Here is a 25614-nt window from a genome sequence, read left to right as displayed (position 1 = left end):
TATTTTATTAGATGGAAATCTGAAATTGAAAAACCAACATGCCTTTCCTGTCGGATGAGGAAATTCCTTCCTGCGACTCAAGAAATATTGGGCGACTCTGATAGTTTAGCGACAATTTTGTTTGATTTTCATTAATCAACCAATTAAACCCATATTCGTAGGTAATAATCCGGTCTTCCAGCAAATCAAATTTTGAGATCTGGCTGGTTACAAAGGGCTGCAGGGTTCCCCAACTGCCTAAAAGATCTTTTTTCATAAGGTATCCTACTTGACCGTAAAAGCTATTTCCAGTCCCCATCATAGGGAAAGCATTTCCCGGTCCATTAAAACTAGCCTGGGCAGTGGTTCCGTTAGTAGGATTCATGACGCCCAGATTCCGAATATAATTCTTACCATAGTCATTGGAATGAAATGCACCGTAAAGGGTAAGCGCCGTGTTTTCGCTACGATTAAGCGGTTTATCATAAAATACATCGACGGACAGCAAGGCCAGATCGGAATAGATAGTAGGCCCACCTGTTTGTTCCAGATGCCACATAGCCTGATTTTGGTAAAGAAAACCGGCTCCGATGTTAAAAACGTGTTTCTTTCCCAGGTAAGACCCCGCATTGTAGGGAGTGGTATTGGACTCCTGATCTAAAAACTGGTACATATAATACCCATGTAGCTGTAATCCGGCAGGTGAACCAGCAAAGGTTGCCACTAAACCCGGGATGTTTCCCTGAACGGAGGATTGACTTACCGCCATGGGTTTGCTCAATGCCATTCGGTAATCCAGGCGATTAAATTTCCCCTTGGCATAAATGGAATATTTTCTCAAAAACTGGTCGGTGACATCATTAGTGGTTTGCTGGTACAAGGGGGCATCCAATGATAAAATCGAGCCGACAGAAGGAGAAGAATACCTGGATACTCCGTTCCAACCCGTAAGTCCGGTACCTATGGATAACTTTTCGTCCCAAAGGGCTATTTCTCCCAGCGCGTCATGAAAAAACAAGCCTTGCTTTCTTTCTCCCAGATAGGTCAAATTATTGGTTCCAAATTGGGTATAAAAAAACACTTTGTCCGTCAATTGACCAAACAACTGAATTCGGGTCCTGCGAAGTCCAATATCAAAGGTTTGATCTTCCAGGTAACCATCCACGGTGGTTCCCGGGTTATTCCAAGTATTCCGTACCCAAATTTGATTTAAGAATGTTAATTTTACGTACTGACTCCCATCCTCGTTCAGTGCATATTTCAATTCCGAAGTCTCTTTTTGCTGAGCGGAGAGGCCGAGCGGAAAAATAAAGAAGAAAATAAAATAAATCCGTACAGGTAATCTGGGCATATTCGATAATGGATTATCATTAAAAAAAGCTTTTATCAATGATTAGCTAAAGAAGCTACACAAAGGTACATTTCTCAGGCAAATTGAATCTAACTCATTGTAGCTTTAAAATGAAAATTATATAAGTGGAAAATTTCGAACCGGGATTCAATGACCCGGTTCGTAAATTATCCTTAAAAACGAACTGAACCTTTCATTTTCCCTGCTTACAGGAATACCGGTAACTATCCCAATCAACAGGTTTTCGGCAATGCTCAGCCTCATCTGAGGCCTTATGATCATGTCAAAATCTTCACTTGCGATTTCTTTATTGAATTCGATACCGATAAAATTTCGCGTTCCACTAATCATGTAATGGAAATTGGTATTGACTTGCCAGATTACTTACAATCCGGAAACTCCGTAATGACTCTGCATAAACGGACCGGTGTAAATGAGCGTGTGGTAATTGAATCCCCACCTTTTGGCAGCAATAAAAAAGGGATTATAGGCATTACCTGAAAATATACGCTCTTCCTTGTAGTTGGAGAATTGATTCATTTCAAAATCATGAATATATCCGATGGCAAGAGAAGTCTTGCGTTTCTCCGATACAAAGAACGTATATTGACCTGCTAATTTCAAACTGTTGAGTTTGTTTTCAGGAGCCGCTCCGTTTCCGTTTATTGGATAATAAAAAGAAAACGGCAATTCTACCTCCAAACCTTATCTATTCATGGGAGCCCATTCGTATTCCACCAGGGCGAGGTATTCATCATAACGTTCCTTATCAGTAAGTCCCAGGCCAACATTCCATTCCCTTTCCCCTTTTCTTGCGCCAAGATCCCGAATTAGATCAATGTATAAGGGTTCTGCATGCAACACTTTGGCGGTTTTTTTTTTCTTCGACATCAGAGATGTAAATACTATCTAGTAATTCGTTGGAGACCTCTATTTTTGTTTGTGCTTGTACATGGTAATTAATTCCAATCAGTAAAATACCGATCCTAGCTATTTGATTCATCATTGGTGATAAAATTAGACATGAAAAAACAAGCCCTGCTGGAGAAGCGGAGCTATTAATCAATTAAAGAGGATGTTTATGAAATCTCCGGCGGAGGAGAAGAAATGGCAAAAAAACCAGGTGCCACCCATCCCAGGGTACTTGTTAAAAAATTAGTATTACGAATGTGACGAATCATGGGCGCAAGGATCGGAAATTAGTTAAATGGCTCTTCCAATGTTGCTAAAAAACTTACCAGATCTCTGATTTCCCTTCTCGTCAGGTATTCTTTCATATCGGGCATACTGGATGGGGCATCCCTCCTTTCGGTGATATGTGATTTTTGAATAACTGTATCCGGCTGATTACCCATTTCCAGGGTAATGCTGGTATCATTTTCATCGACCTTAATACCGGCCAGGGTTTTTTCGGTTTCCAGGGTAAGCGTAACAACGCCAAAGCCGGGCGCCAACCTTTCACTGGGAGCGATCAAAGCTTCCAACAATTGCTTTCTGCTTAGCTTTTTTCCGATACCGTTGAGTTTGGGGCCAGCGTTCCCTCCAAAGTCGTCATACGCATGGCATTTGATGCATTGTCCCGTAGCGTGCTGAAAAAATATACGTCTACCTTTGGCCTCATCGCCCCCATACATGCTGCCACTATAACTTGCCAGCAGGTCATCTTCTGTCATTTCGGATTTGATTTTCTCATAACGGCTAAGCAGACTACCCGCTTTCATACTTTCCATAGCTTCAAAAAATTCCAGTTCTATGGAGGGAGGTAAGGTACCGTTTTCCAATTGGTCAAGTAATCGCTCCAAGACCGGAAGTGAAGCGTTTTCATTTAATTTGGCAAGCGTGGTAACGGCAGCTTGTTGCTCTTCAACCGTCCTTTTTTGAATAACCTCTTCCAACAGCGAGGCCTTGGTTTCGTCATCAATTTCCAACTGTGCAATTAGATCCAGGCCAGCAACCCGTACCGTTTTTTCCTGATCAGCCAACGCCTTTTCAATAGCCTCATCGATAGGTGCCTGTTCCATCTTGGCCAAAGCTCTCAGGCTAGCCTCCCTCACCGTAGCTATCGGGTCCGAATTCAAGAGATTCAAGAGAATTTCGGAGGACTGATCAATGGTGAGGTCACCCAATGCCTTCACAGCTGCCTCACGAATTTCAGAAGATTCGCTGGTTGCAACGGCCATCAGCGTTTCAAAACTGGAAGCTTTTAGATCGGCCAAATCTCTTTGGACCTCTCCCCTGTACCAACCATCTACCCTGTCCAAAACAGATGGCGATGCCCAGTTACTTACAGTGGCGATTGCCTCCATTCGCATCGCATCCGGAGCATCAGAACGATTAATATATGTCAATAAATTAGCAAGCGCTTCATCCGTCCCCCATCGGAGATTGGCATTAATGGATCGTCTAAGCAATGGTTCAGAATCGAAATTTCTTTTTGTCAGCAAACTTCCAAGTGCAGGAAATGCTTCCGGGATGGAGAAATCGTCGTTTATGGCACGGGCTGCTTCTGCTACAATGTATTCACTGTCGTCCATTAAAAATTCGGTAATCCCTTCGTGCCGAAGTCTCCTGAGCGCAAGCACGGCTCCTAAACGGACGGCATCCGTACTATGGTCTGCAAGCGAAACCAAAAACTCAGGGCTGGCCACCCTGGACAGTGCCAGACTGGCTGCGTGGCGGATATAAACGTCTTTATCGTCGTTTTGAACCAGTAAATTGACTAATTCTTCTTTGCCGGCTTCGTATCCAATTCTACCAATCGCTTCCGCCGCAAAAAAACGAACCCGGGGATGATTGTCCGTTAAAAGGGGAACCAGATGCTCGCCCGCCGGAACATACCGCACATCTCCCAGCCATTTAGCGGCTTGTGCCCGAATTTCATCGTCACTATCCAAAAGAAAAGGCAACAGTAACGCCGCGGTTTCAGCATCTTTTCGGGCAAACTGTGAAATTCCCCAAATGGAATGAACCCGAGACAACTGATCAGTGCCATTTTTTAACTTTTTATGAAACACCTGTAATCCAGATTCTCCGCGTTTGGCCAATTCAAATTGTGCTTTTTGGCGTACCCGTTGATCTTCATATTCTAATAGTTGAGCCAATTCTTCCAACTTCAATTCCGAATAATCCGCAGCCAGATAGGAAGCCGTCATTTTCAATGGATCTGCAGAGGCTGTGACGTCAGTTAACTTCCAGATTCTGCCATAGCCTTTATTTACCCACCCATCAATCCAGTCTGAAAAATACAAGGAACCATCCGGACCAAAATCCATTCCGGTGGCCAAAATCCCTCCTACCAACTGCTCGGATTCACCCATTTCAAATCCTGCCCCCTTAGGTTTCAGACTGAAGGCATGGATACCGGACCTGGCAGGATTTCCTGCAAATTCTGCTACGAAAAACTTGTTTTTCCACTGTTGCCCAAGTGCTGTACCCGGATTATAAACCATGCCCGTAGGACCGTTGATGTAATTAGCGATGGTAGGAATAAAATAAGCAGCCTGCTCTTCTGAGCGAGGTAAATGCATATTTTCATCCATCCATACCTTGTAAGAATTGTTCTTGGGATCACGATATTTACCAAATTGCCAATTGATCCGCCATCCCGTGTCAGAACCTTCTACCAGGTAAACGATTCTTTCCCGCTCTCCCCGGTGATCCCCGTCATTGTCTACGCTAATAAGGTTCCCGTATTCATCAAAATCAAACTCATGCGTATTTCTTACGCCGTAGGCAAAAATCTCAAAGTCTGTTCCATCTGGATTTGCCCTTGCTATTACACCGCAATTAGGATAAACATATTCATTTCCTTCCTTGTCCACACCGTTAAATCCGATATCTCCAATTCCCCAATAAATCTTCCCTTCCGGACCCACCTTCAAACCGGACATATTATGTCCCCCAAAGCCTATGTGAACACCAAATCCATGAGCGAGGGATTCCTTTTCATCCATGGTCCCGTCTCCATTAGTATCGCGTAATTTCCAAAGATCAGGAGCGACACCTACAAATAATTCCTCCTCGTGGTACAAGACCGCACCCGCCACATCCGATATTTCCTCATTGAAGTCACTTACAATTAATTGCGACCGATCGGCTCTTCCATCTGCATCTGTATCCTCCAATCGAAAAACGTTCTCCTTTTCTACTGTCAGATCTTTCCAATCATGGGACCCGTCTTGATTAATATCCGGCAACCATTCGTTTTCGGAACTGTTCTCAGGCGCCAACTCCTGGTGAATAAATGCTCTCCTATCATCCACATGCTTCATTTTGATGGAAGAAATCTCCCAGTCCTGATGACTACGGATATCAAATTCGGAAATTTTTCTTCGATTGGTCTTGCTATAATACACACGCCCCAAATCATCTATCTGCATGGAAATGGGGTCAGCTACCAGAGAATCTACCGCCCAAATATCTAATTTTAAGTCAGCGTGTGTTTGAGGCTTTACCAAATCCAAGACGGCCTGAGCTTGGTCATTTACCTCCTCTTGCGTCAATTCGATGGTAACTGGCTCTTGCCTCTTTTCCGAGCAGCGAAAAAGTATTACCAAAATAAATAGTTGTATGAAAAGGATGGGTCTATTCGTCAATTGAATTTTCTTTAACATGTGATATTAACCAATTTTATTCCCTTCTTGTTACTCCGTTCAATTTTTAAATCCGATCGGGTATTCCCACTTACCATTCATCGGTCAGGGTGACTAAAAAACTGACCAAATCCCGGATCTCACGCTTAGTAAGCAGCCCTTTCATATCAGGCATCGAAGACAGCGCGTCCGTCCTTTCCTGAATCTGACTTTTAGGTATCGATTTTTCAGGATCGTTTCCGATCTTAAGGTTTACTACTTCTTCATTTTCAGAAACCAAGATACCGGATACCGTTTCTCCCTTATCTAGCTTCAGCGTTACCATCCCATACCCCGGAGCCACCCGTTTACCCGGGTTGATCAGAGCCTCCAACAATTCTTCCCTATTCAGCACGTTCGCTATCCCATTCAAACGGGGGCCTGCCATTCCGCCATAATCATTATACGCATGGCATCGCATGCATTGCGCGTTTTGGTGCTGAAAAAAGATTCTTCCTCCAGCCCGTTCATCGCCTCCATATAAGCTACCCGCATAGGAAGCCAATAACTCATCGGTACTTAGTGAAGACTGAATGGATGAGTATTTTTCCAACAGCCGCTCATTGCCAAGCATTTCCACCCCTTCACTCAATTCCAACACCAGCCCTGGGTGCAGCTTTCCATTTTCCCATTGATCCAGTAAATCCTCCATTACAGGTACCGCATGCAATGCTTCCACTTCTGCCAATGTAAGCAGGGCAGCTTGCTTTTCTTCAATGTCTTGTTTATCAATGACTTCTTTTAATAAATCAGCCAGCAGTCCTCCATCAAAATCCATCTCTCCCATTAAATCTAAGCCAGCTATCCGAACGATTTTCGCCGGATCACGTGTTGCACACTCCAGTGCGCGATTCATTTCATCCCATTCCAAACTAGCCAACGCCCGCAATGCGGCTTCCCGTACTTCTTCGTTACTATCATTTTGAAGTTTTGTAAACAAAAGATCGGCAGCTTCGAACATTTCTATTTGGCCGGCTGCCTGAACGGCTGCCAAACGAAGGCGATTGTTTCGGTGATTTAGCATTTGCAGTATTACATCCGATGCCTGAGCCTTAAGTGCGGACAGATCCCTGCTCATTTCTCCCCGATACCGGCCATCTACCCTATCTAGCAAGGAGGGAGATGCCCAGGTAGAGACTGATTCCATAGCTTCCTTTCGCATGGCTACCGGTGCATCTTCCCTGGAAATATAGTTCAGTAGATTGTCAAGTGCCGATTCCGAACCAACCCTAACGTTTGCATTGATAGCACGTCGAAGAAGTGGCTCAGAGCTGAGGTCGCTCCTTTGTAAAATATTTCCAAGCGCAGGCAATGCTTCGTCAATGGAAAAATCATCGTTAATAGCCCGAGCAGCCTCTGCCAAAATGTACTCATCTCCATCTTCTAAAAACAGCTCAATAGAAGGTGCCTTCATTCTCCTGAGTGCGACTACTGCAGCTATCCGGACCGCTCGGGAGGAATGTTTGTGTAGGTTCTGAACCGCCTCCATGTCGCCAATTCGAGCGAGGGCCAGACTTCCGGCATGCCGTAAATAAACATCTTCATCATTATTTGCTTCAAGCATGTTTATCAGTGGCTGAACTGCAGCTTCGTGACGAACCCTTCCCAGGGCTTCGGCAGCGAAGAAGCGAGCCCGCGGATAGCTGTCCTGAAGCAAGGGAATCAAGGGATCTCCGGCATTTTCAAAGCGAATATCACCAATCCAGCGTGCTGCCTGAGCCCTGATTTCCGAATCACTATCGTCAAGGTAGTTTACCAGGAGTTCTCCTGCCCGTTCTTTCTCTCCTGCCCGACCCATCTGGGCAATCCCCCAAATGGCATGTACCCGTGCCAGTTGATTGCCTACCTGATTCAGCTGACTATCAAAAACCTCCCATCCTCTATCTCCTCGGGTGACTAATTCAAATTGTGCCTTTTGACGGATTCGCTTGTCCGCATGCCCCAATAAAGATTCCAATTCAGAAAGGTCCTTGATTTCAAAATCAGCCTTCATCAGGCTTTCAGTTTCTTCTCTTACCGGATTGTTCTTCCCGGACATATCGTCCAGTTTCCAGACTCTACCATAATCTTTTGTTCCCCAACCATCGATCCAATCGGAAAAATACAAAGCGCCGTCTGGACCAAAATCCATCCCGGTAGCCAATATACCACCCATGATTTTCTTGGTTTCTTTTAGGGAAAATCCTGCTCCCTCGGGTTCCAACTTAAAGGCATGAATACCGGATCGGGCTGGATTACCGACGAACTCTGCTACAAAAAAGGTGTTTTTCCACTTGTCTCCCAGAGCGGTACCTGGGTTATACAACATTCCGGTCGGACCGTTGACGTAGTTGGTTATGGGTGGAATGAAATAAGCTGCCTGCTCCTCATGTCTGGGCAAGTACATACCTTCGTCCATCCAAACCTTATAAGAGTTATTTTTGGGGTCCCGGTATTTTCCAAATTGCCAGTTTATCCTCCAACCGGTATCCGACCCGTCCACCAGGTATACAAGACGTTCACTTTCTCCTCGGTGATCACCATCATTGTCCACGCTGATCAGATTGCCATAATCATCAAAAACAAATTCATGAGTGTTTCGCACTCCCATCGCAAAAATTTCAAAATCACTTCCATCCGGATTGGAACGAGCAATGACGCCGCGATTGGGATACTTGTAATGGTTTCCTTCCTGATCCACTCCGTTAAAGCCGATATCGCCTATTCCCCAGTAAACCCTGCCATCCGGACCCATTTCTGCTCCTGACATCCCATGACCACCAAAACCAATATGCACCCCAAAACCGTGAGAGATGGATTTTTTTTCCTCTACCAGGCCGGTACGCTCGTTTATCTGCATGCGCCACATATCTGGTCCTGCCCCTACAAATAGGTCATCTCCGTATTTCATGACGGCACCAGCTACATCTGTTACTTCTTCATTTAATCCCTCAAAAACCAACTGGTATTGATCGGCCAGACCGTCTCCGTCTGTATCCTCAAGGCGGTAAATATGCTCCTTTTCTACGGTCATGTCCCTCCAGTCACGGATTCCATCGGCGTTGACATCCGTCAGCCACTGGTTTTTATCGCTATTCTGCTCCGATAATTCCTCTCTCAAAAATGCTCTTTTGTCTTCAACGGACTGAAGGCCAATAGACTTTATTTCCCAGTCCTGATGGCCACGTATATCAAATTCAGAACTTTTTTGCCGGTTTGTCCGGCTGTAGTACAAGGCTCCCTTATCATCGAAATCAATGGAAATAGGGTCAAAAACCAATGAATCGGATGCCCAAAGCGAAATTTCCAAGCCCTCCTCCAATTCAGGTTGTACCAGGTTCTCCAGCTCGGCCGCCATTTGGGAAGCTGATTCTTTACTAATTTGCTTGATCCGTAACTCGTCTTGGGAAGGATTGCAAGCATAAAAAAAGGTTAGTCCGGAGAAGATTACAAAAGGCCAAATTCTCAAATTAATAGCTGCTTTATGATTTCTTGATCCCATTTATTGATTGTGTGATTTGATTTTCTGATTTATCTCTGAAAATCAAATTTTAATTAAAATATGCCCGTCAATATATGAAAAAGTTAAGGAGTGAAAAACTAAAATTTTATAAAAGCCGAATTCTCAACTTTTTTTTAGTTTTCGCTCTTTTTAATGGTAAGGCTCAAATGCGATGGGTCCCGTAATTTCAATTCGCAATTATTCAACGATCGGAAATTATGATAGGCTGTTTTCCAGATGTGACCTTTTTTTTCCAGTTTCAGATCGGGCTGTTTGTCCAGTCCGCCCGAATACCATTCTCCATGCTCGTGGTCAATCAGGTATTGCTGTATGTAATCCCATTGTTTCTTAAATTTTTCAAAATAGCGATACGGGTCGTCAGGATACAAATCAGCCATGATGAGCAAGGTATTGAGCCCTTCAGCCTGTGCCCACCAATTTTTTGTATCTCTAAGCGTTTCGGGAGTTTCCCTTCCGGGGAAATAGTATCCCCCATCGAAGAAGCCACCCGTAGCCTCGTCCCACCCGAAAGTCAGCGCATGATCTACCATTTTCTTTCCGATATCCCAGGTTTTGTAATCGTTTTCCAGACCTAAAACGTGAGAAGCCTCCATCATCAGGTACGCCGTCTCCACATCGTGGCCATAGGAAACATGGTCGATGGCATGGTGCTTTTCGATGGCCTCCCTGCCCTGATCCCGGAAACTTACCGGAGTCCAATCTGCTTCCAGAAAAAGCTGCAGGTAACCTTGCTCCTGGACAATGGTGTCTCTTATCAGCTTTAAGAGTTCTTCCGTACGTTTTTTCACCAGGGGATCTTTCCAAACCTGATACAGTTCGGTAAATGCCTCCAATAAATGAATGCTACTATTTTGATCTTTATATCCAATGGTTGAGGTAGAAGGGGTTTCTGCCGTGCGCATGATGGGAGTTCCATCCCGGTAGAGGTTTTGAAAATACCCACCATGCATCGAATCGTAACTGTGTTCTTCTAACCAATAGAAGGCTTTCTTTGCCAGTTTCAATGCCTCCGGGTTGCCTGTTTCCTTGTAATAAGCGGCCAAACCATAAATACCAAAGGCATTGCCATAGGCTGTTTTCTCACCTGAACTGTCCGGGGGCAAAGTACCGTCCCTGGTCAACAGGGTATGAAAGCCTCCATATTCAGAATCCCAAAATTTGTCCCGCAAAAATTCAAACCCAATTTCTGCTCCTACCTCGTAATGGCCCACTTCAGGAAACCTTTCCCTAATTTTTGATAAGGTCCAGAGATGCCTTGCCTGGGAGACGATCATTTTATTTTGATTTTCAGAGAGCGAGAAATCATATTCAAAACTACTCAAATACCCTCCAAATTGGGTATCATAGGCTTTGGGATACCAATGATTAATCATTTCGTGTTTTATGGAATAGGCAATCTCCTCAGCAATAGCCAGGCGAACCGCCTCTTGCGCGGAAGCCATGAAAATTGGGAGCAAAAGGAACGCTAATAGGTATGGGGGCAGTTTGGTCATTATGATGGGGTTATTGGGTTATTTATCTTCTCGCGATTAGGTCAATAACTTCTTAAGTTATTGGTTTTTGCGCTTTTTCCAGTACCGGTACAATACAATAACGAAAATGGGTAATAATATTACAGGCCAATATTCAAAAAAAGGGAGGCTTTCTTCGCTGGTAGCATTCTGGGAAAATACCAATGAAGGAACGGTAAGTAAGACTGGAATAAATAGACGTATCATTCGCATAGGTCGGTATTTTAATGGTTTTTGTTGTTCCAAAATGCAATCAATCCTGTGTCCGAGATTTAATGGCAAGATCAATTGCTAATATTTTCGATTATGTTTTGAAATTTAATTAAAAAAATGGTTTTGAGCTTTATTTTAGTAAACTTTTAAAAGACATTACTGTAAAATCCCTAAAAAAGTGCTTTTTTTGCACTGCCAAAGTTAAAAGGCTAACTTAACCACAAGCAGGAGCAACCGCTGGATTTGGAATTGTTTTTGAAGTAATCAATTAACCACCACTATGATTTTAGGAATTTTAAAAGAACCTTCTCCGGAAACCAGGATATCCCTGCATCCGGAGGCAGTAAAGGTACTCACGGGATCGGGCAATCAGGTACTGATTGAAAAAGGAGCTGGAGAATTCGCTTTCCTTTCCGATGAGATTTACAAAGAAGCAGGTGCCAGCGTAAAAACCAGAGCAGAAGTGCTGGATTCGGCTGAAATGATTTTCCAAATCAACCCGCTTGAACTGGAAGAGCAAAAAAAACTATCCAAGGGTAAGTACCTTATTGGCGTATACCAGCCTCTCGTAGCTCGGGATCTAGTGAAGGAATTGGCAGAAACAGGAGTCACGCTGTTTAGCATGGATTCCATTCCGCGAATCACACGAGCGCAAAGCATGGATGTATTGTCCTCCATGAGTACCGTTTCTGGCTACAAGGCGGTCCTGCTGGCTGCTGCTACTCTTCCCCGATTTTTCCCCATGCTAATGACGGCAGCCGGAACCATCGCTCCTGCTAAAGTACTTGTAATCGGAGCGGGAGTGGCCGGTCTACAGGCCATTGCCACTGCCAAAAGATTAGGGGCTGTAGTGGAAGCTTTTGATACGCGACCTTCTGTAAAAGAGCAAGTAGAGAGTCTGGGAGGTAAGTTTGTAGAGGTTCCGGGAGCCGTAGAGGACAAAGGAGCCGGAGGATATGCCGTGGAGCAATCCGAAGAATACAAACAAAAGCAATCGGAAATGCTGGAAAAGTCCATTATTAAATCGGATGTGGTTATTACCACGGCTTTGATACCAGGTAGGAAAGCCCCCGTTTTAATCACTAAAAGCATGTTGGTAAAGATGAAAGCCGGTGCCGTAGTAGTGGATCTGGCTGCTGTGAATGGTGGAAATTGCGAAGGCACGGAAAACAACAAAACCGTCACAATAAGTGGGGTCACTGTTATCGGGAACTCAGTATTGCCTTCCACGATGCCGGAAGATGCCAGTAAAATGTACAGCAAAAACGTTCAGAACTTACTCAAATTATTGCTCAAAGAGGATCAAATCAACCTCAATTTTGAGGATGCTATTATCAAAGGAACCTGCATCACACATGATGGCAAGGTTATTTATGAACCTTTATTAAAATAAAATGGAAGCGATCATAGACTATATATCAGTCAATCAACAAGAATTTTACATATTCATTCTGGCCATATTCGTGGGGATAGAAGTGATTTCCAAAGTTCCTACTGTCTTGCACACCCCGCTAATGTCTGGGTCTAACGCCCTTTCCGGAGTGGTTATCGTGGGATCCATTATCGTTCTGGGAAAAACCGACCCCGCCAATTACCTGGCTTTGGTATTGGGATTTTTAGCCGTGTTGCTCGCCACACTGAATGTGGTGGGAGGCTTTGCCGTTACCAACCGCATGTTAGAAATGTTTAAAAAGAAACCCGGTAAAAAATAATAACTATGATTTTACAACTAATCGATATATGCTATCTGGTAGCTGTGGTGCTTTTTATTCTGGGAATAAAATTAATGAGTCATCCCGAATCGGCCAGAAAGGGCAATAGCATTGCCCTTGCAGGAATGATTTTGGCTATCATTGCCTCTTTTTTCACCCCTGGTTTGGATAACATTGCGCTTATACTCATTGCCATCGCCCTTGGAACGGTAGGCGGGTTGTATTCTGCCAAAACCGTACAAATGACGGCCATGCCCCAGTTAGTCTCTTTCTTTAACGGTATGGGCGGCGCGGCCGCGGCGTTAATTGGCATGGTGGAATACGGAGACCTCCCGGTTGATGACACGGGAAAAGGAGCCGTGTTGATGGCCAGCCTCATCATCGGCTCTGTCTCTTTTTCCGGATCCATGATTGCTATGGGAAAACTCCAGGGAATTATCAAAGATATCCGGGTCAACAAAATCCTTGCATTCATTGTACTTGGGTTTTCAATCGCCCTTGCAGTGTACGTTCTAAACTCAGGTGAACCCCAACCCATGCTGGTGTACGGTTTGGTGTTTTTGGCTTTGATTTATGGGTTATTATTTGTCTACCCAATCGGAGGTGCCGACATGCCAGTGGTTATTTCGCTGCTCAATTCGTTGACAGGGGTGACAGCAGCCACAACCGGATTATTGTACGATAACAAGGTGATGTTGATGGGAGGTATTTTGGTAGGATCGGCAGGTTTGCTGCTGACTTTACTGATGGCCAAGGCCATGAACCGTTCTGTCAGCAACATCCTCTTTACCTCCTTCGGATCCGCCTCAGGCGCAAGCACCTCTGGAGAGGACGGAGATCAGGTGGCTAAAGAAATAAACACCTACGACAGTGCTATCTTACTGGCGTACGCCAAACGCGTAGTAGTAGTACCCGGCTATGGGCTTGCTGTAGCTCAGGCGCAACACGCGGTGCATGATCTGGAAAAAATCCTGGAAGAGAAAGGCGTAGAGGTTACCTACGGAATTCATCCCGTAGCTGGCCGGATGCCCGGACATATGAATGTGTTGCTCGCGGAATCGGATGTTTCTTATGACAAGCTGATCGAAATGGATGAGATGAACGAACAGCTTCCAAATACGGACGTGGTGATGGTAATCGGTGCAAATGATGTGGTCAACCCTGCCGCCAACGACGATCCTTCCAGTCCGATATATGGCATGCCTATTCTGGAAGTGAACAGAGCAACCAATGTCATCGTCATAAAGAGGAGCATGAGTTCCGGCTACGCTGGCATTCAAAATGCCCTCTTTTTTGATCCTAAGACCAGAATGCTTTTCGGAGATGCGAAGAAGGTCCTGAATGGACTGGTTAGCGAAGTGAAAAACATGTAAAACTCATTCACCAAAAAAAAGCCTCCCTAAACAAAGGGCGGCTTTTTTGGTTTTTAAGATGACCAAACACCTTGAATCACGTTAAGTACATTACCTTCAAATGGACTTGAGTTACACAGGGGCTGATTCTTGAATTTTCTAGCTAATCTCCAAGTGAAAAAATCCGTTCCATTAGCACCCATTTTTCACCAGGAGCGGCCCAGGGCAAGGATCTCTGAAGGCTTCCCATTTGTTCTTCCCATTCCTGCACGTGTATATTATTAGCATCCATACGAGCTTTCCTTTCAAACGAAAAGTCTTCATCTACTTCTATAATCATAAAGAGTCTGTTGCCGGTCAGGTATATGTCCATGACCTGGATACCTGCTTTCCGAATACTTTCCTCAATGACCGGGGGTACCTGTTGATGCCGTGATTTATACCGATCAATGATTTCTGGATCATCTTGAAGGTCTAATGCCAAACAATAGCGTTTCATTTGCCTTTAAGTTAAAGTCTGTAAAACTTCCTGGCATTTTCATACCATACTTTGTTTTGGAAGGCTTCGGGTTTTCCCTCCAGGTAGGATTCCAAAATCTCGCAGACCTGTTGGTAGGAAGCGGCTAACTTACAAACCGGCCAGTCGGATCCGAAAAGTAATCTGTCTTCTCCAAAAGCGTCCATTACCACATCCAGGTAGGGATAAAAATCCGTTTGCTCCCAATTTTGCCAATCAGCTTCTGTCACCATCCCGGAAACTTTGCAGGATACTTGTGGATAGCTGCTGAGTTCGATGATCTTGTCTTTCCAGCGACTTATCTCCCTTTCACGAATCGAGGGCTTTGCCAGGTGGTCCAATACAAACCTTCCCTTCGGAAAATTTTCAACGGTATGAATGACTCCCTCCAGTTGGTGCGGAAGTACCAGTAAATCGTAGCTGTATCCAGCCTCGAAAATTTTTGCCAATCCTCGCTGAAAAGCTGGTTTTAAGATAAATTTCGGATCGGTCTCATCCTGCAGTAGGTGCCGAAAGCCTTTTAGTTTGGGAAAGGGCTGGTAAGCATGTAATTTATCTGTCAACTGATCTGAAGTCAAATCAATCCAGCCAACCACGCCTAAGATAAAGGGATATTCTTCCGCCAGATCTAATAGAAACTCGGTTTCGGCATCTTCGGGAACCGCCTGGACAGCCACGGTCCCTACTACCTCATTTGCCTGAATTAGGGAGTGCAACTGATCAGGTAGAAAATCGCTAGCTAAAATTTCCAAACCCTCCCCTATCCAGGGAAACCGTTTTGTATCGTAATGCCAGAAATGCTGATGGGAATCGATTTTTTCCATAGCTTCAAATGTCTGATTAGGGATGGCAATACACCATCGCATTTATATTCATACCGGCTCCTACCGAAGCAAATAATGCATATTCTCCAGAGACAAACCGATGGTTTTCCATTTCGCCTTTGGCCACCAAATCGTATAAAATCGGGACGGTAGCCACAGAGTTATTTCCAAGCTTTTGAATACTCATAGGCATGAGGTCCGCTGGTATCTCTGTCTGATTGTACAACTGAAATAGACGCTCCAAAATGTTGTGGTCCATTTTGGCATTCGCCTGGTGTATGAGCACCTTTTTGATCTTTTCCAGAGGGACTCCTGAACGGTCGATACAGGCCTTTAGCGTAGGCGGAACGGTCTTTATAGCGTACTCATACAATTTCCTACCATTCATTTTTAAGAATAGGGTGTCGTCCGGATAATCCGGATTGTAAGAGGGGCCCATAGTGAGCAAATGAGCATGATCCAGCGTATCAGACCGGGTTAAATGGGATAGAATCCCCGTTCTTTGTGCTGTTTCGGAAGCCTCTAAGATAACTGCTCCCGCACCATCCGAAAAAATCATGCTGTCCATATCGTGAGGATCGGATATACGGGAAAGATTTTCAGCACCTATTACCATCACCCGTTTGGCATCCCCGGATTGAATGTAATAATTGGCCTGGATAATCCCCTGAAGCCATCCGGGACAACCAAACGGCAAATCGTAAGCAACTGTATATGGATTTACTATACCAAGCTTGTGCTTGACCCTGGCCGCAATGGTGGGGCAGGTATCGATGCGGATATTACCCTTTCGAATATCTCCAAAATTGTGTGCCACAATAATGTAATCCAGCGATTCACCATCAATGGAGGAGGAATCGAGAGCCATTTTCGCTGCAAAATAACCCATATCAGAAGTCATCAGATGATCTTCGAGATACCTTCTTTCCTTGATTTCCGTTATTTTTTGAAGGGTAGCCACTATGTCTGGAGTCGGTTTTACCAGTCTTTCTCCATTAGCACCATAAAATTCCCGAGACAAAAAATCCTCGTTATGTACTCTAATAGCTGGTAAATAACTTCCGGATCCTTTGATAATACTACTAATCATGTGCTTTTGTATCAGTGAACAATTCTGTTGGAAAATAAAGCGCCTAAAGTAATGAATTTTCTCTTAGTAGGAATAAAAATAGAAGACTGATTTGGCATCAACAAATACAAGTAGATGCCGACATGGAAAAACAGTGTTTTTTCCAGGTATAGGGTGAAAAAAAAAAGGATGATTATGGTCATCCTTTTTTAGTTGGTTAGAGGTTTGGTTGCGGTGTTGTTCTCAGGTAGGGTTTGATTTCCTTGTGTCCTTTTGGGAATTTGGCTGGAATGTCCTCATTTTTAATGGCCGGAGCTATGACCACGTCTTCACCAAGCTTCCAGTTGGCCGGGGTCGCCACGCTGTAATTGGCTGTTAGTTGCAATGAGTCGATCACACGAAGTAATTCGTCAAAATTTCTACCCGTACTTGCGGGGTAGGTTATGATCAGTTTGATTTTCTTATCATTTCCGATGATAAAAACTGAACGTACAGTAAAATTCTCATTGGAATTGGGGTGAATCATGTCGTACAGTTCAGATACCTTTTTATCCTCATCGGCGATAATGGGGAAATTTACTGTCGTGTGCTGTGTTTCGTTAATATCTTTTATCCAGGATTTATGACTTTCAACACCATCCACACTTAAGGCCAACATTTTGACATTCCTTTTGTCAAACTCGTCTTTTAACTTAGCTGCTGCGCCAAGCTCAGTGGTACATACTGGCGTATAGTCGGCAGGATGGGAAAAAAGAATCCCCCAACTATCTCCCAGATACTCATGAAAATTAATCTTACCAGCGGAGGAATCTGCGGTAAAATCCGGTGCAATATCTCCTAATCGTAATGACATAATTATTTTGGTTTAAATTATTCTATAGATTTAGTAGGGAAACGGTTGCTGGTGGAAAAAAGTTTGTTGAATCAAACCTTTTTTAAAGATTTTTAAATTTAATCGCTAATTTTCAAAGGATTGTCCAATCTTCACCGAATAATTTTTTGGTGGGTTTTGGTTTATTATTGAAAGGCCCTATATTTGCAACACCTTTTAGAAAAGAGCTAATTCTTCGACAAAATGGTCCGTTCGTCTAGGGGTTAGGACGCATCCCTTTCACGGATGAAACACGGGTTCGATTCCCGTACGGACTACAGATTTATTAACAGTTCTTTTTTCTTAAGGGTCCGTTCGTCTAGGGGTTAGGACGCATCCCTTTCACGGATGAAACACGGGTTCGATTCCCGTACGGACTACAACAAATCGGATTTATCTGTCCTAGACAGGTGAATCTTATTTGTGGTTGTTAGTGGTTAAAGTGAATAAAAAAACCTGGTCTCTTGACCAGGTTTTTTTTGTTTAGGTTCCAACTGTTTTTTCAAACAGTAATTTTTTTTTAAAAATTTGATCCGTGATTCATACCAGAATTAATATGTAAACAAGTCCATTGATTGTAACAAAAAAAGCCTGATCGCTAGACCAGGCTTTTTTTGTTATTAGGTACGTAAACTCACTATCGATTCACAATCAGCCTTAATTGTAGAACTTCCCCTTCTTTGGAAATCAACCGAATCAAATATACTCCCTGCTCCAACCGTGCTACTGGTAAGGCGTATTCCGGTTGATCACTATCCCGTACATTCAACATCATAACCTGTTGCCCGCTTAAGGTATAAATTCCAATCCAGTCCAACGGCATATCCCCTTCCAGTCTCACGAATGCTTCCGCACTTGCAGGATTTGGATAAAGTTTCACTGAAGGGAAACTCGAGGAGCCTGTGTTAAATAATTCCATTTCTGCCCCGGAATCGTCATGAACGAACAGTTTGGCACCACTTCCACCAGTACCTACTTTCGTACTAACCCTTTCTAACACGATACCTGAAATATTGGCATTATTTTGTGAAGCCGAGAAATTCAGATTTAAAATACCATCCAAAACTTCTATATTTTCGAATACCAGCTCCGTAGGCAGGTTATTACTTTCGATGTAAATATCAAAATCATTTTTAACCAACTTTCCTTCAATCTGGATATCAAAAACTCGCTTACCTGGACCGGCAGAAGGACCAGCCTTTCCAAACCATAATTCATTATGATAGGTGCGCACCCTGTAAGTCCCGTTTTCAACCGGTATAGAGTAGGCCATATTTTGACCATACCTTTCTGTTTGGAATAGTTGGATACTGCTTGCAGAGGTATTTGTAAACCTACCGTTGCTGGAATAGTATTCAGGATAGTTTTGATCACCCACAAAGTCCCTGCCTTCATAGCTGACAGAATTCGCAGTTCCCGTGTTTAGACTCAATGACCAGGAAGGCGCTTCGTCCCAAACGTTAATAGAAATCTGTTCTGAATCAGAACCTCCATTTTCATCCGTAACGGTCAATTGCACCTCATAGGTTCCGGCAGTGATGTACTCATGAACTGGGTTAATTTCCAGACTACTGCCTCCATCACCAAAATCCCATGCATAACTCAGTGCGCTTTCACCACTGGAAGACGATCCATTGAAGGACACTTCTATAGGAGCAACGCCCTCTGTGGCACTAGCCAATATGACCGCTTGGGGCGGAAGGGCTGCATCTGATAGCGATTCGATGGAGAATCCAGAGATGGTTGCATTATTTTCCTGAGCCACCAAATTGATGTTTAATACACCATCCCTAACTTCCACTGCTTCAAATGTCAGTTCGGTGGGTTGATTGTTGTATTCGGAAAACAGGTCCAAATTGTTTTTTACCGTTTCTCCTTCCAATAGAATGGAATATATTCGTTGCCCCGGAGCTGCGGCCGGACCGCTTTTGCCAAACCACAATTCATTGTGGTATGTTTTAACAGTATAGAGTCCATTTTCCACCGGTATCGAATAGGTGAAGTTTTTACCAAACCGCTCCGTTAAAAACAAGGGGGGATTTCCAGCACTGCTATTACTAAAGGTATTGGAACCTGAAAAACTAATTTCTACGTTGTTTTCACCTAAAAATTCATTCCCATTATAGGTCGTGGAATTATTTGTCCCTCCATTTACATGCATTGAAAAAGAATTTGGGCTTAATACCGTTACAGTTACCTGATCGGATGCCTGATCACCCGAACTATTATACACAGTTAGGCTCACCTGGTATTCTCCTGGAGTTTCAAAAACATGTGTTGGATTTTGTTCTGCTGAGAAGCTTCCATCTCCGAAATTCCAGAAAAAAGTAAAATCCGAAGGTTTACTTATCTCATTCGAAAAATTAACTTCCAGGGGTGCTCCGCCTGACAAAACAGAGGCGTTGATTGATGCCAGCGGAACAGTTCCTAATTCTCCTTCGTTGACGATGGAAAATCCTGAAATGGATGCGTTGTTACTGGATGCAATTAGATCCAAATGAAGGACGCCATCGTTAACCTCCACATTTTCAAACACAAGAGCTAAGGGTTGGTTATTACTCTCTACGAATAAATCCAAATTATCTTTGACAACCGTACCTTCCAATGCAATATCGTAGACCCTTTTACCTGCTGCGGCGGTACCTCCTCCTGGTTTACCAAACCAGGTCTCCGAATGATGCGTAGTCACGGTATAGACTCCGTTTGGAACGGGCACTTGGTAAATTAGATGTGTTGAAAACCGTTCGGTCTGATAAAGAGCATCCGTTGCCAGGTTGGAGTTACTGTAAACAGAGCCTCCATTATGTATATTCGTAAGACTCACATCCCCAAGATAGGTATTGCCCCCAAATTGCACATTATTGGACGTTCCGGCATTGTAATAAAGAGATACCTCTTCGAATTCGCCATCTCCCAGTAGCGGTACGATGGTTTGACCTTCCTTGCCCCAATCTATCACAAGATTGGCGACTCCCTCAAGAGCCTCCCCTTCATAATCCAATGCCAATGTAAAACGATGGCCAGGCTCCCAGAATACATTTTCCACAGTTTCTCCTTCCAGGATAAGAAAATCTGACGCGTTTGGCCCGGTAAGACTGATAGATCTGATCCACAAACCGGTATTTCCGTTATCAAGCGCTACCTCGATTTCTTTGGGCTGCCCCTTTTTAAACCTGACCGAATCAGGCACAACCAATTTACTTTTTACCAATTTAGTACCAGCCGGTTGATCGAAACCAAAGAATTCCATGTTCTTTTGATTTCCTCCGCCTTTGGTGGGAGAACCTGCCAATACGAACAATCCTTTTCCAGATACAATGCCCTGAGTACCATGCCTCCCAAAATTAAGCGAACTTAAAGTCTGCCAGGTTTGGTTAAGTGGATCATACATTTCAGTAGTATTCAATGCAACAGAACTGGTATCCACTTCTCCACCCGCAACGATCAATTTATCCAGGTAATTATTGACAATCGCTCCTGCTCTCGGTGTGGGCAGGTTCTGTCCTTCCGGAAGTGTGCTCCAAGTTTGACTATTAAAATCATATACATCCACCTCAGGTAATACCGGTGCAAAAGTTCCTCCGGCTCCTCCGGATTGCCTACCTGATACCAAGTATAAGCGGCTTCCGATAGTAACCGCAAAGAAGTGATCACGCGCTCTCGGAGCATTCTCTAAAACAGTCCATTCGCCTGTTTTTGGATCAAAGGAATCAAAATAACTCACGTAACCACCGTCATGGCCATCCGTGTTGCCTCCTACTATGTAAAATTTACCTCTGTGTTCAACCACACCCGCTGATCCCCTTCGTCTGTTTTCGGGAATTTCCGGCCCTTGTATCCATTCCTCAGCAACTGGATCAAACATCCAGATATGAGTGGCCGGCAATTCATTAGGAAAATTATTGGTCTGGAAAGCTCCGATAACCCAAATCAACCCTTCATAGGTAATGGCCTGAAAGTGGTTAAAGCTATGCGGGTTAATATTGGGAAGGGAACGCCACTCGTCTTTAGAATAATCATAAATATCAATGGTTTTGGCACTTTCTCGTCCCCCCATTAAATAAAATTTATCCCCAGCCTGTACAAAACTGTTTTCATGCCGGCCTGCATACGAAGTACTTTCATTCTTCACATGCCATTCCTGATCCACCAGATCCGGACTGATGGTCCATGTAAAATTAAATGATTCGGCATCAGAATGAATTTCATCCTCGTCATCAATAGTGATGGTAATACGATAAGGGCTATTTGCAAGAGCGTCCTCCGCTATTTTACCATAAATGGTTCCATTGGTTGGTTCAAGGTACACGCCAGGAGGCAATCCTTCTGAAGAATAGCTTAGGTTTCCATTTCCTCCAGAGGCTGCCACAAACATACTTCCGTCCAGCTCGTATCCCGAGAAATTTATCTGATCCTCAACGGCAGTAAATTCAATTGGAATCTGAATAGGTTTACCTATTATTTCAATACCGTTCACAAGCGGGTTTTCCTTTTGCTTCAGGAATGAAATGTTAAGTTCTCCGTCAGACACAGATACCTCATACTGTTTCATACCGCCAACCAAGTGACCAAATGCTTCTATTAAATCAAAGGAGGACGCAACCGTTTTCCCTTCGATTTGAATACCAAAGTAGCGTTGCAACGGTGTAGATGTACCTGCAAAGCCATTTCCCATATACAAATTCACAAAATATTCCCCGTTTGGTAGAGGAATTCGATATTCCATACTTGCCTCTGTGCCATACCTTTCCTTATTGAAAATCTGTACGTATTGGGTATCCGATATGTAATCAGGAATGGACTCGTGTCTTTGGTTTGCATTAAATGAATTGGTAGCGCTTCTGCCACCGGAAACAGAAAACAGGTCTGTTTGCTCCGGACCAGTGATACTATTGGCCAGCCAGTTAGGTGAACCGTCCTCTCCATTGAGCAGGCTACCTCCTGCATTAATTCGTAACAAAATTTCAAAATCCTGTTCTATGGTAACGGCAAAGGATTGTTCCACATAGTACCCGTTGGAATCAGTAGCTCGGACGGTAAGGTTAGCTGTCACTTCATCACTCGGAGTCATTATGCGAAGAAGGTTGTCTTCAACCTGAGTAGCGACCGCTGGATTGGTATTTCCAGAAACCGAATAAGTCAGGTTATTGACACCATCATTATCATTGAAATATTCATCAAGATTGACCGTCACATCCGGATCGCCTATCAGTCGATTCACATCCCGTAAGGTCCGGATAGTATAGGGGATTTCCCCACTAACTTTGAAATAGTTCCATACACCTATAAAGCTCTCCAGACTGTTGTGAGAAGATCCGTAGATGCCAATCGCAAGGGGCTTCGACAAGTCCTGAATGGCTTCTAATACCGCCCCACCGGCATTCAAGGTTCCCAATGATGTGGCGGGATCATTATTATAGGTATATCGTGGCTCTAGCGTACCTTCCATCGGATTTACCACAAAAGACAATTCGAGAAGGGTATTGGCATCGGCGCGCTGATCAACAGGGATTTCAAGGAAAAGCGATTCGGCTGCTACCACATCGTCGATCTCCTGAACAGCAGTGATTCCATCTTTGGTAAAGACCAATTTGATAAAATTACTTTGCGTACCGTCTCCTATCTGAATACCTACCTCACCATCCCCGGCATAGTCATACAATTGTCCAGGGGAAGACAATCCGATTAGGCCCGAGGAAATTATATAAGTACCCGTTTCAATTCCGACGTTAACACCCAGCTGAAACCCTTTTTCCTGATCATTAGCTGTTCCGTTAGCTGTTCCTCCAGTCATCGAAACCTGAATGGCACCGGCAGTTCCACCATAAATATCTGGAGGACCAGGAGAAGCGTTTCCTTTATCCAGCCACTCCAACCAGTTTGGATTCTCATCCCCATTATTCATCAATCCGGTCAATCCTAATCCTAAGAATCCAAACTCATCTCCGGAATCATCTGATTGGTTGGTGAATAATTGGTTTTCCAAAGGCAAATCGGTAGGATAGCCGATTTGAAATGGGTCATCGGCATCCAAAATACCATCTCCATCGTCATCCAAATCATTCAAATTAGAAACAAAGTCTTTGTCATAATCATCCGGTGCAGAACCGCCAGAGCAATAATCTGTGCCATTATCCAACTCGTCTTGATTGGAATAGCCATCGTGATCATAATCTGCATTAGGGTCGAATGCGGGATCGTTTACGGCAATACAGAATACATCATCTGCCGGAGTGAGCACCATAATCCTATTATCAAAAGTGGCTACCCATATGGTGCCGGGAAAAATTTCAGCATCCCCATTCGTGGCGATGCCGAGAGCATTTCCTCCATTCAAATTCCATTTACTAAATTCAGCCTCCTTAAGAGACCCATCTCCATTTAGATGAATCAGGTGTAGGGTGCCTCCGTTTTTTCCGACGACCAGGGATCCTTTCAGCGCCCCATCAAAATTAGTCCCCTTGTACTCGGCAATGCCGTTGGAATTATTTGGAAAAACAGTAACGATACTGGGTTGCGGTCCGTTGGCATTGACCAAAGTAGGTGCAATAAAATTCGCCTCTGCTGCATTTGCTCTGCTTTGAGGTACCGGAGGCCAGTTTGCAGGAAGGCTATTCGCTGCGTATTCATCAAACCCAGTCTGCCCGGGGGCTACTGGCTCCAAAATTTGAGTTCTGAATTTATCTGTGGGAGAAAAAGCAGGAGTAATATTCGCGTAGTTATTGTTATCACCAACAAATTTTGTGTACAAACCCGCACCTCCGGGTTCGAAGGGAAACGGAGATCCCGCTTGATAAGGCTGGCCGGGATTTGCTCTAATCGGCGTGGGATGCCCTCCGTAAAAAGTTCCCGGCGTATAGGCATCCAAATCGGTGGTTACCAGCAATAAGTGATCCTGATTGTCTACAAATTCTCCATCAGCGGAAGGATTTAAGGGGCTGGCACCCGGTTCTCCTGGATCGTATTCGTTGCTTACAAGCGAGGCATTTCCCTCGTTGATAGGTAACCCGCCCCAATTGATATTGGCACCGTTGTCGGTTACAAAAAGTTTTCGGTCCTCGGTCACTACTAAATCATACGAATTCCGGTATCCTGGTGAATAAATCTGCACCGGCCCGTCTAAGGTAACCATTCCCATATTCAACCCGTCATTTCCGCCAAACGGATCATTGACATCTATTCCATCGTAATTTGGGTCGTTCGGATTATATACTCCATTTACATTTTCCCTACTCGGGTCATCCAATGTAGGGATATCGTATTTGAAGGACCGACCCGAATGCGTATCTGTTTTTGTAGGTAGGGCTTCAAGGGCATTAAGATCTATACTCAAAATGGCAGCTGAAAGCGCAAACTCAGTAATGTAGGTAAAGTTTTTCGATGGGGCTCCGGCATTGGTCAATCCACCACTTGCTACCAATAAATACGGCTTGCCGTTGATCATGGTAAATTCCAACCCGTTGGTAGAGTGATTTTCTTCTGATCGAGGCAAGCCACGAACCAAATCCATTGCTTCCCAAGTTTCGCCTGTCCAGCTAAGACGGGTGATGACTCCAGAATTAGTGTCCAGCAACTTATCCCCGCTGGGGCCGCCCCATTTAGGATCACTGGAACTCACATAAATGATCGGATTTTGGGCCGTGCCAACTACGGTCAATCCGGTGATTTGCCGGCTTCCCCTATTGTCGTAAGCTAACAGCCCGTTGTCATCGTAATTGGGAATACTTTTCACTCCCAATAAAATTTCTTCCCCAACCACATTGTACTCATTGGGGCCTTCTTTTTCGATGGTGTAAATTTTAATTTCTCCTTTTAGCTGAGCCACATAAAGTCTTTCATCTGGACCGAATTGCAAGGATGTCCCCAAATTAATGTTCTGAAAACCGTTAAAATTCAGAGAAGTCTGGTTGAAGCTGGCGTTTTGAGAAAAAACATAATTTTGATGAGATATACCAATAAAAATTATGAGCCAAAAAAATAAAATAGAATTTGATTTTACTGTTCCCATGAATTACGGAAGATTAAATTGTAAAACTGTTTAATTATAAATTTTAAAAGTATTATGCTGTTTTAACAACACAA

12 protein-coding genes, 2 tRNA genes and 1 pseudogene are annotated in these 25614 nt (G+C 44.0%); 5 read left to right on the top strand and 10 right to left on the bottom strand.

Annotated features, from left to right (window positions below):
- Positions 1-7 precede the first annotated feature (7 nt).
- From GKS34_RS02330 to GKS34_RS02310, 5 genes and pseudogenes are all read right to left on the bottom strand, one after another.
- Positions 8-1330, bottom strand: a complete 1323-nt coding sequence (locus tag GKS34_RS02330) for a hypothetical protein (protein ID WP_163383193.1) — start codon at positions 1328-1330, stop codon at positions 8-10.
- 147 nt (positions 1331-1477) lie between these two features.
- A pseudogene (locus GKS34_RS23840) lies at positions 1478-2221 on the bottom strand (HAEPLYID family protein).
- 308 nt (positions 2222-2529) lie between these two features.
- Entirely contained in the window at positions 2530-5943 is a 3414-nt protein-coding gene (locus GKS34_RS02320) for a HEAT repeat domain-containing protein (RefSeq protein ID WP_163383192.1), read from the bottom strand.
- A 70-nt stretch (positions 5944-6013) separates the two neighbouring features.
- Complete coding sequence (locus tag GKS34_RS02315) at positions 6014-9442, bottom strand: HEAT repeat domain-containing protein (protein ID WP_163383191.1); 3429 nt, start codon at positions 9440-9442, stop codon at positions 6014-6016.
- 134 nt (positions 9443-9576) lie between these two features.
- Complete coding sequence (locus GKS34_RS02310; RefSeq protein WP_240459163.1) at positions 9577-10905, bottom strand: AGE family epimerase/isomerase; 1329 nt, start codon at positions 10903-10905, stop codon at positions 9577-9579.
- 562 nt (positions 10906-11467) lie between these two features.
- On the opposite strand from GKS34_RS02310, the gene GKS34_RS02305 reads away from it, so the two are divergent.
- The 3 genes from GKS34_RS02305 to GKS34_RS02295 are packed head-to-tail and all read left to right on the top strand — an operon-like array spanning position 11468 to position 14272.
- A complete protein-coding gene (locus GKS34_RS02305; RefSeq protein WP_163383189.1) occupies positions 11468-12580 on the top strand; it encodes a Re/Si-specific NAD(P)(+) transhydrogenase subunit alpha in 1113 nt (370 codons plus the stop codon).
- A 1-nt stretch (position 12581) separates the two neighbouring features.
- Complete coding sequence (locus GKS34_RS02300; protein ID WP_163383188.1) at positions 12582-12899, top strand: NAD(P) transhydrogenase subunit alpha part 2; 318 nt, start codon at positions 12582-12584, stop codon at positions 12897-12899.
- 5 nt (positions 12900-12904) lie between these two features.
- Positions 12905-14272 (top strand): NAD(P)(+) transhydrogenase (Re/Si-specific) subunit beta, encoded by a 1368-nt coding sequence (locus GKS34_RS02295; protein WP_163383187.1) that lies wholly within the window; start codon positions 12905-12907, stop codon positions 14270-14272.
- Positions 14273-14414: 142 nt separating this feature from the next.
- Here GKS34_RS02295 and GKS34_RS02290 read toward each other — a convergent pair whose 3' ends face one another.
- The 4 genes from GKS34_RS02290 to GKS34_RS02275 all read right to left on the bottom strand — a co-directional run bounded on the left by GKS34_RS02290 (position 14415) and on the right by GKS34_RS02275 (position 17514).
- Positions 14415-14750 carry an L-rhamnose mutarotase gene (locus tag GKS34_RS02290; RefSeq protein WP_163383186.1) on the bottom strand — a complete coding sequence of 112 codons (336 nt, stop codon included), beginning with the start codon at positions 14748-14750 and terminating at the stop codon, positions 14415-14417.
- Between the two features lie 11 nt (positions 14751-14761).
- A complete protein-coding gene (locus tag GKS34_RS02285; RefSeq protein ID WP_163383185.1) occupies positions 14762-15592 on the bottom strand; it encodes an amidohydrolase family protein in 831 nt (276 codons plus the stop codon).
- Between the two features lie 16 nt (positions 15593-15608).
- The gene (locus tag GKS34_RS02280) at positions 15609-16682 is read right to left on the bottom strand and encodes a 3-oxoacyl-ACP synthase III family protein (protein ID WP_163383184.1); all 1074 of its coding nucleotides are present in this window, start codon (positions 16680-16682) and stop codon (positions 15609-15611) included.
- Positions 16683-16878: 196 nt separating this feature from the next.
- Complete coding sequence (locus tag GKS34_RS02275; protein WP_163383183.1) at positions 16879-17514, bottom strand: peroxiredoxin; 636 nt, start codon at positions 17512-17514, stop codon at positions 16879-16881.
- 224 nt (positions 17515-17738) lie between these two features.
- Between GKS34_RS02275 and GKS34_RS02270 the strand changes: the two genes are divergently transcribed.
- A tRNA-Glu gene (locus GKS34_RS02270) sits at positions 17739-17810 on the top strand.
- A gap of 30 nt (positions 17811-17840) precedes the next feature.
- A tRNA-Glu gene (locus GKS34_RS02265) sits at positions 17841-17912 on the top strand.
- Between the two features lie 257 nt (positions 17913-18169).
- On the opposite strand, the gene GKS34_RS02260 is transcribed toward GKS34_RS02265, so the two are convergent.
- Complete coding sequence (locus GKS34_RS02260; RefSeq protein WP_163383182.1) at positions 18170-25387, bottom strand: malectin domain-containing carbohydrate-binding protein; 7218 nt, start codon at positions 25385-25387, stop codon at positions 18170-18172.
- Positions 25388-25614: the final 227 nt, after the last annotated feature.

It is taken from the genome of Cyclobacterium jeungdonense (assembly GCF_010994275.1).
Classification (GTDB): Bacteria; Bacteroidota; Bacteroidia; order Cytophagales; family Cyclobacteriaceae; genus Cyclobacterium; species Cyclobacterium jeungdonense.
This window is presented reverse-complemented; position numbering and strand designations above follow the sequence as displayed.

Coding starts and splice junctions, on each gene's coding strand:
- GKS34_RS02310 (WP_240459163.1), bottom strand. CDS start 10,905: ATGGCTTCCGCGCAAGAGGCGGTTCGCCTGGCTATTGCTGAGGAGATT.
- GKS34_RS02275 (WP_163383183.1), bottom strand. CDS start 17,514: ATGTCATTACGATTAGGAGATATTGCACCGGATTTTACCGCAGATTCC.
- GKS34_RS02315 (WP_163383191.1), bottom strand. CDS start 9,442: ATGGGATCAAGAAATCATAAAGCAGCTATTAATTTGAGAATTTGGCCT.
- GKS34_RS02295 (WP_163383187.1), top strand. CDS start 12,905: ATGATTTTACAACTAATCGATATATGCTATCTGGTAGCTGTGGTGCTT.
- GKS34_RS02330 (WP_163383193.1), bottom strand. CDS start 1,330: ATGCCCAGATTACCTGTACGGATTTATTTTATTTTCTTCTTTATTTTT.
- GKS34_RS02305 (WP_163383189.1), top strand. CDS start 11,468: ATGATTTTAGGAATTTTAAAAGAACCTTCTCCGGAAACCAGGATATCC.
- GKS34_RS02280 (WP_163383184.1), bottom strand. CDS start 16,682: ATGATTAGTAGTATTATCAAAGGATCCGGAAGTTATTTACCAGCTATT.
- GKS34_RS02320 (WP_163383192.1), bottom strand. CDS start 5,943: ATGTTAAAGAAAATTCAATTGACGAATAGACCCATCCTTTTCATACAA.
- GKS34_RS02290 (WP_163383186.1), bottom strand. CDS start 14,750: ATGAAACGCTATTGTTTGGCATTAGACCTTCAAGATGATCCAGAAATC.
- GKS34_RS02285 (WP_163383185.1), bottom strand. CDS start 15,592: ATGGAAAAAATCGATTCCCATCAGCATTTCTGGCATTACGATACAAAA.
- GKS34_RS02300 (WP_163383188.1), top strand. CDS start 12,582: ATGGAAGCGATCATAGACTATATATCAGTCAATCAACAAGAATTTTAC.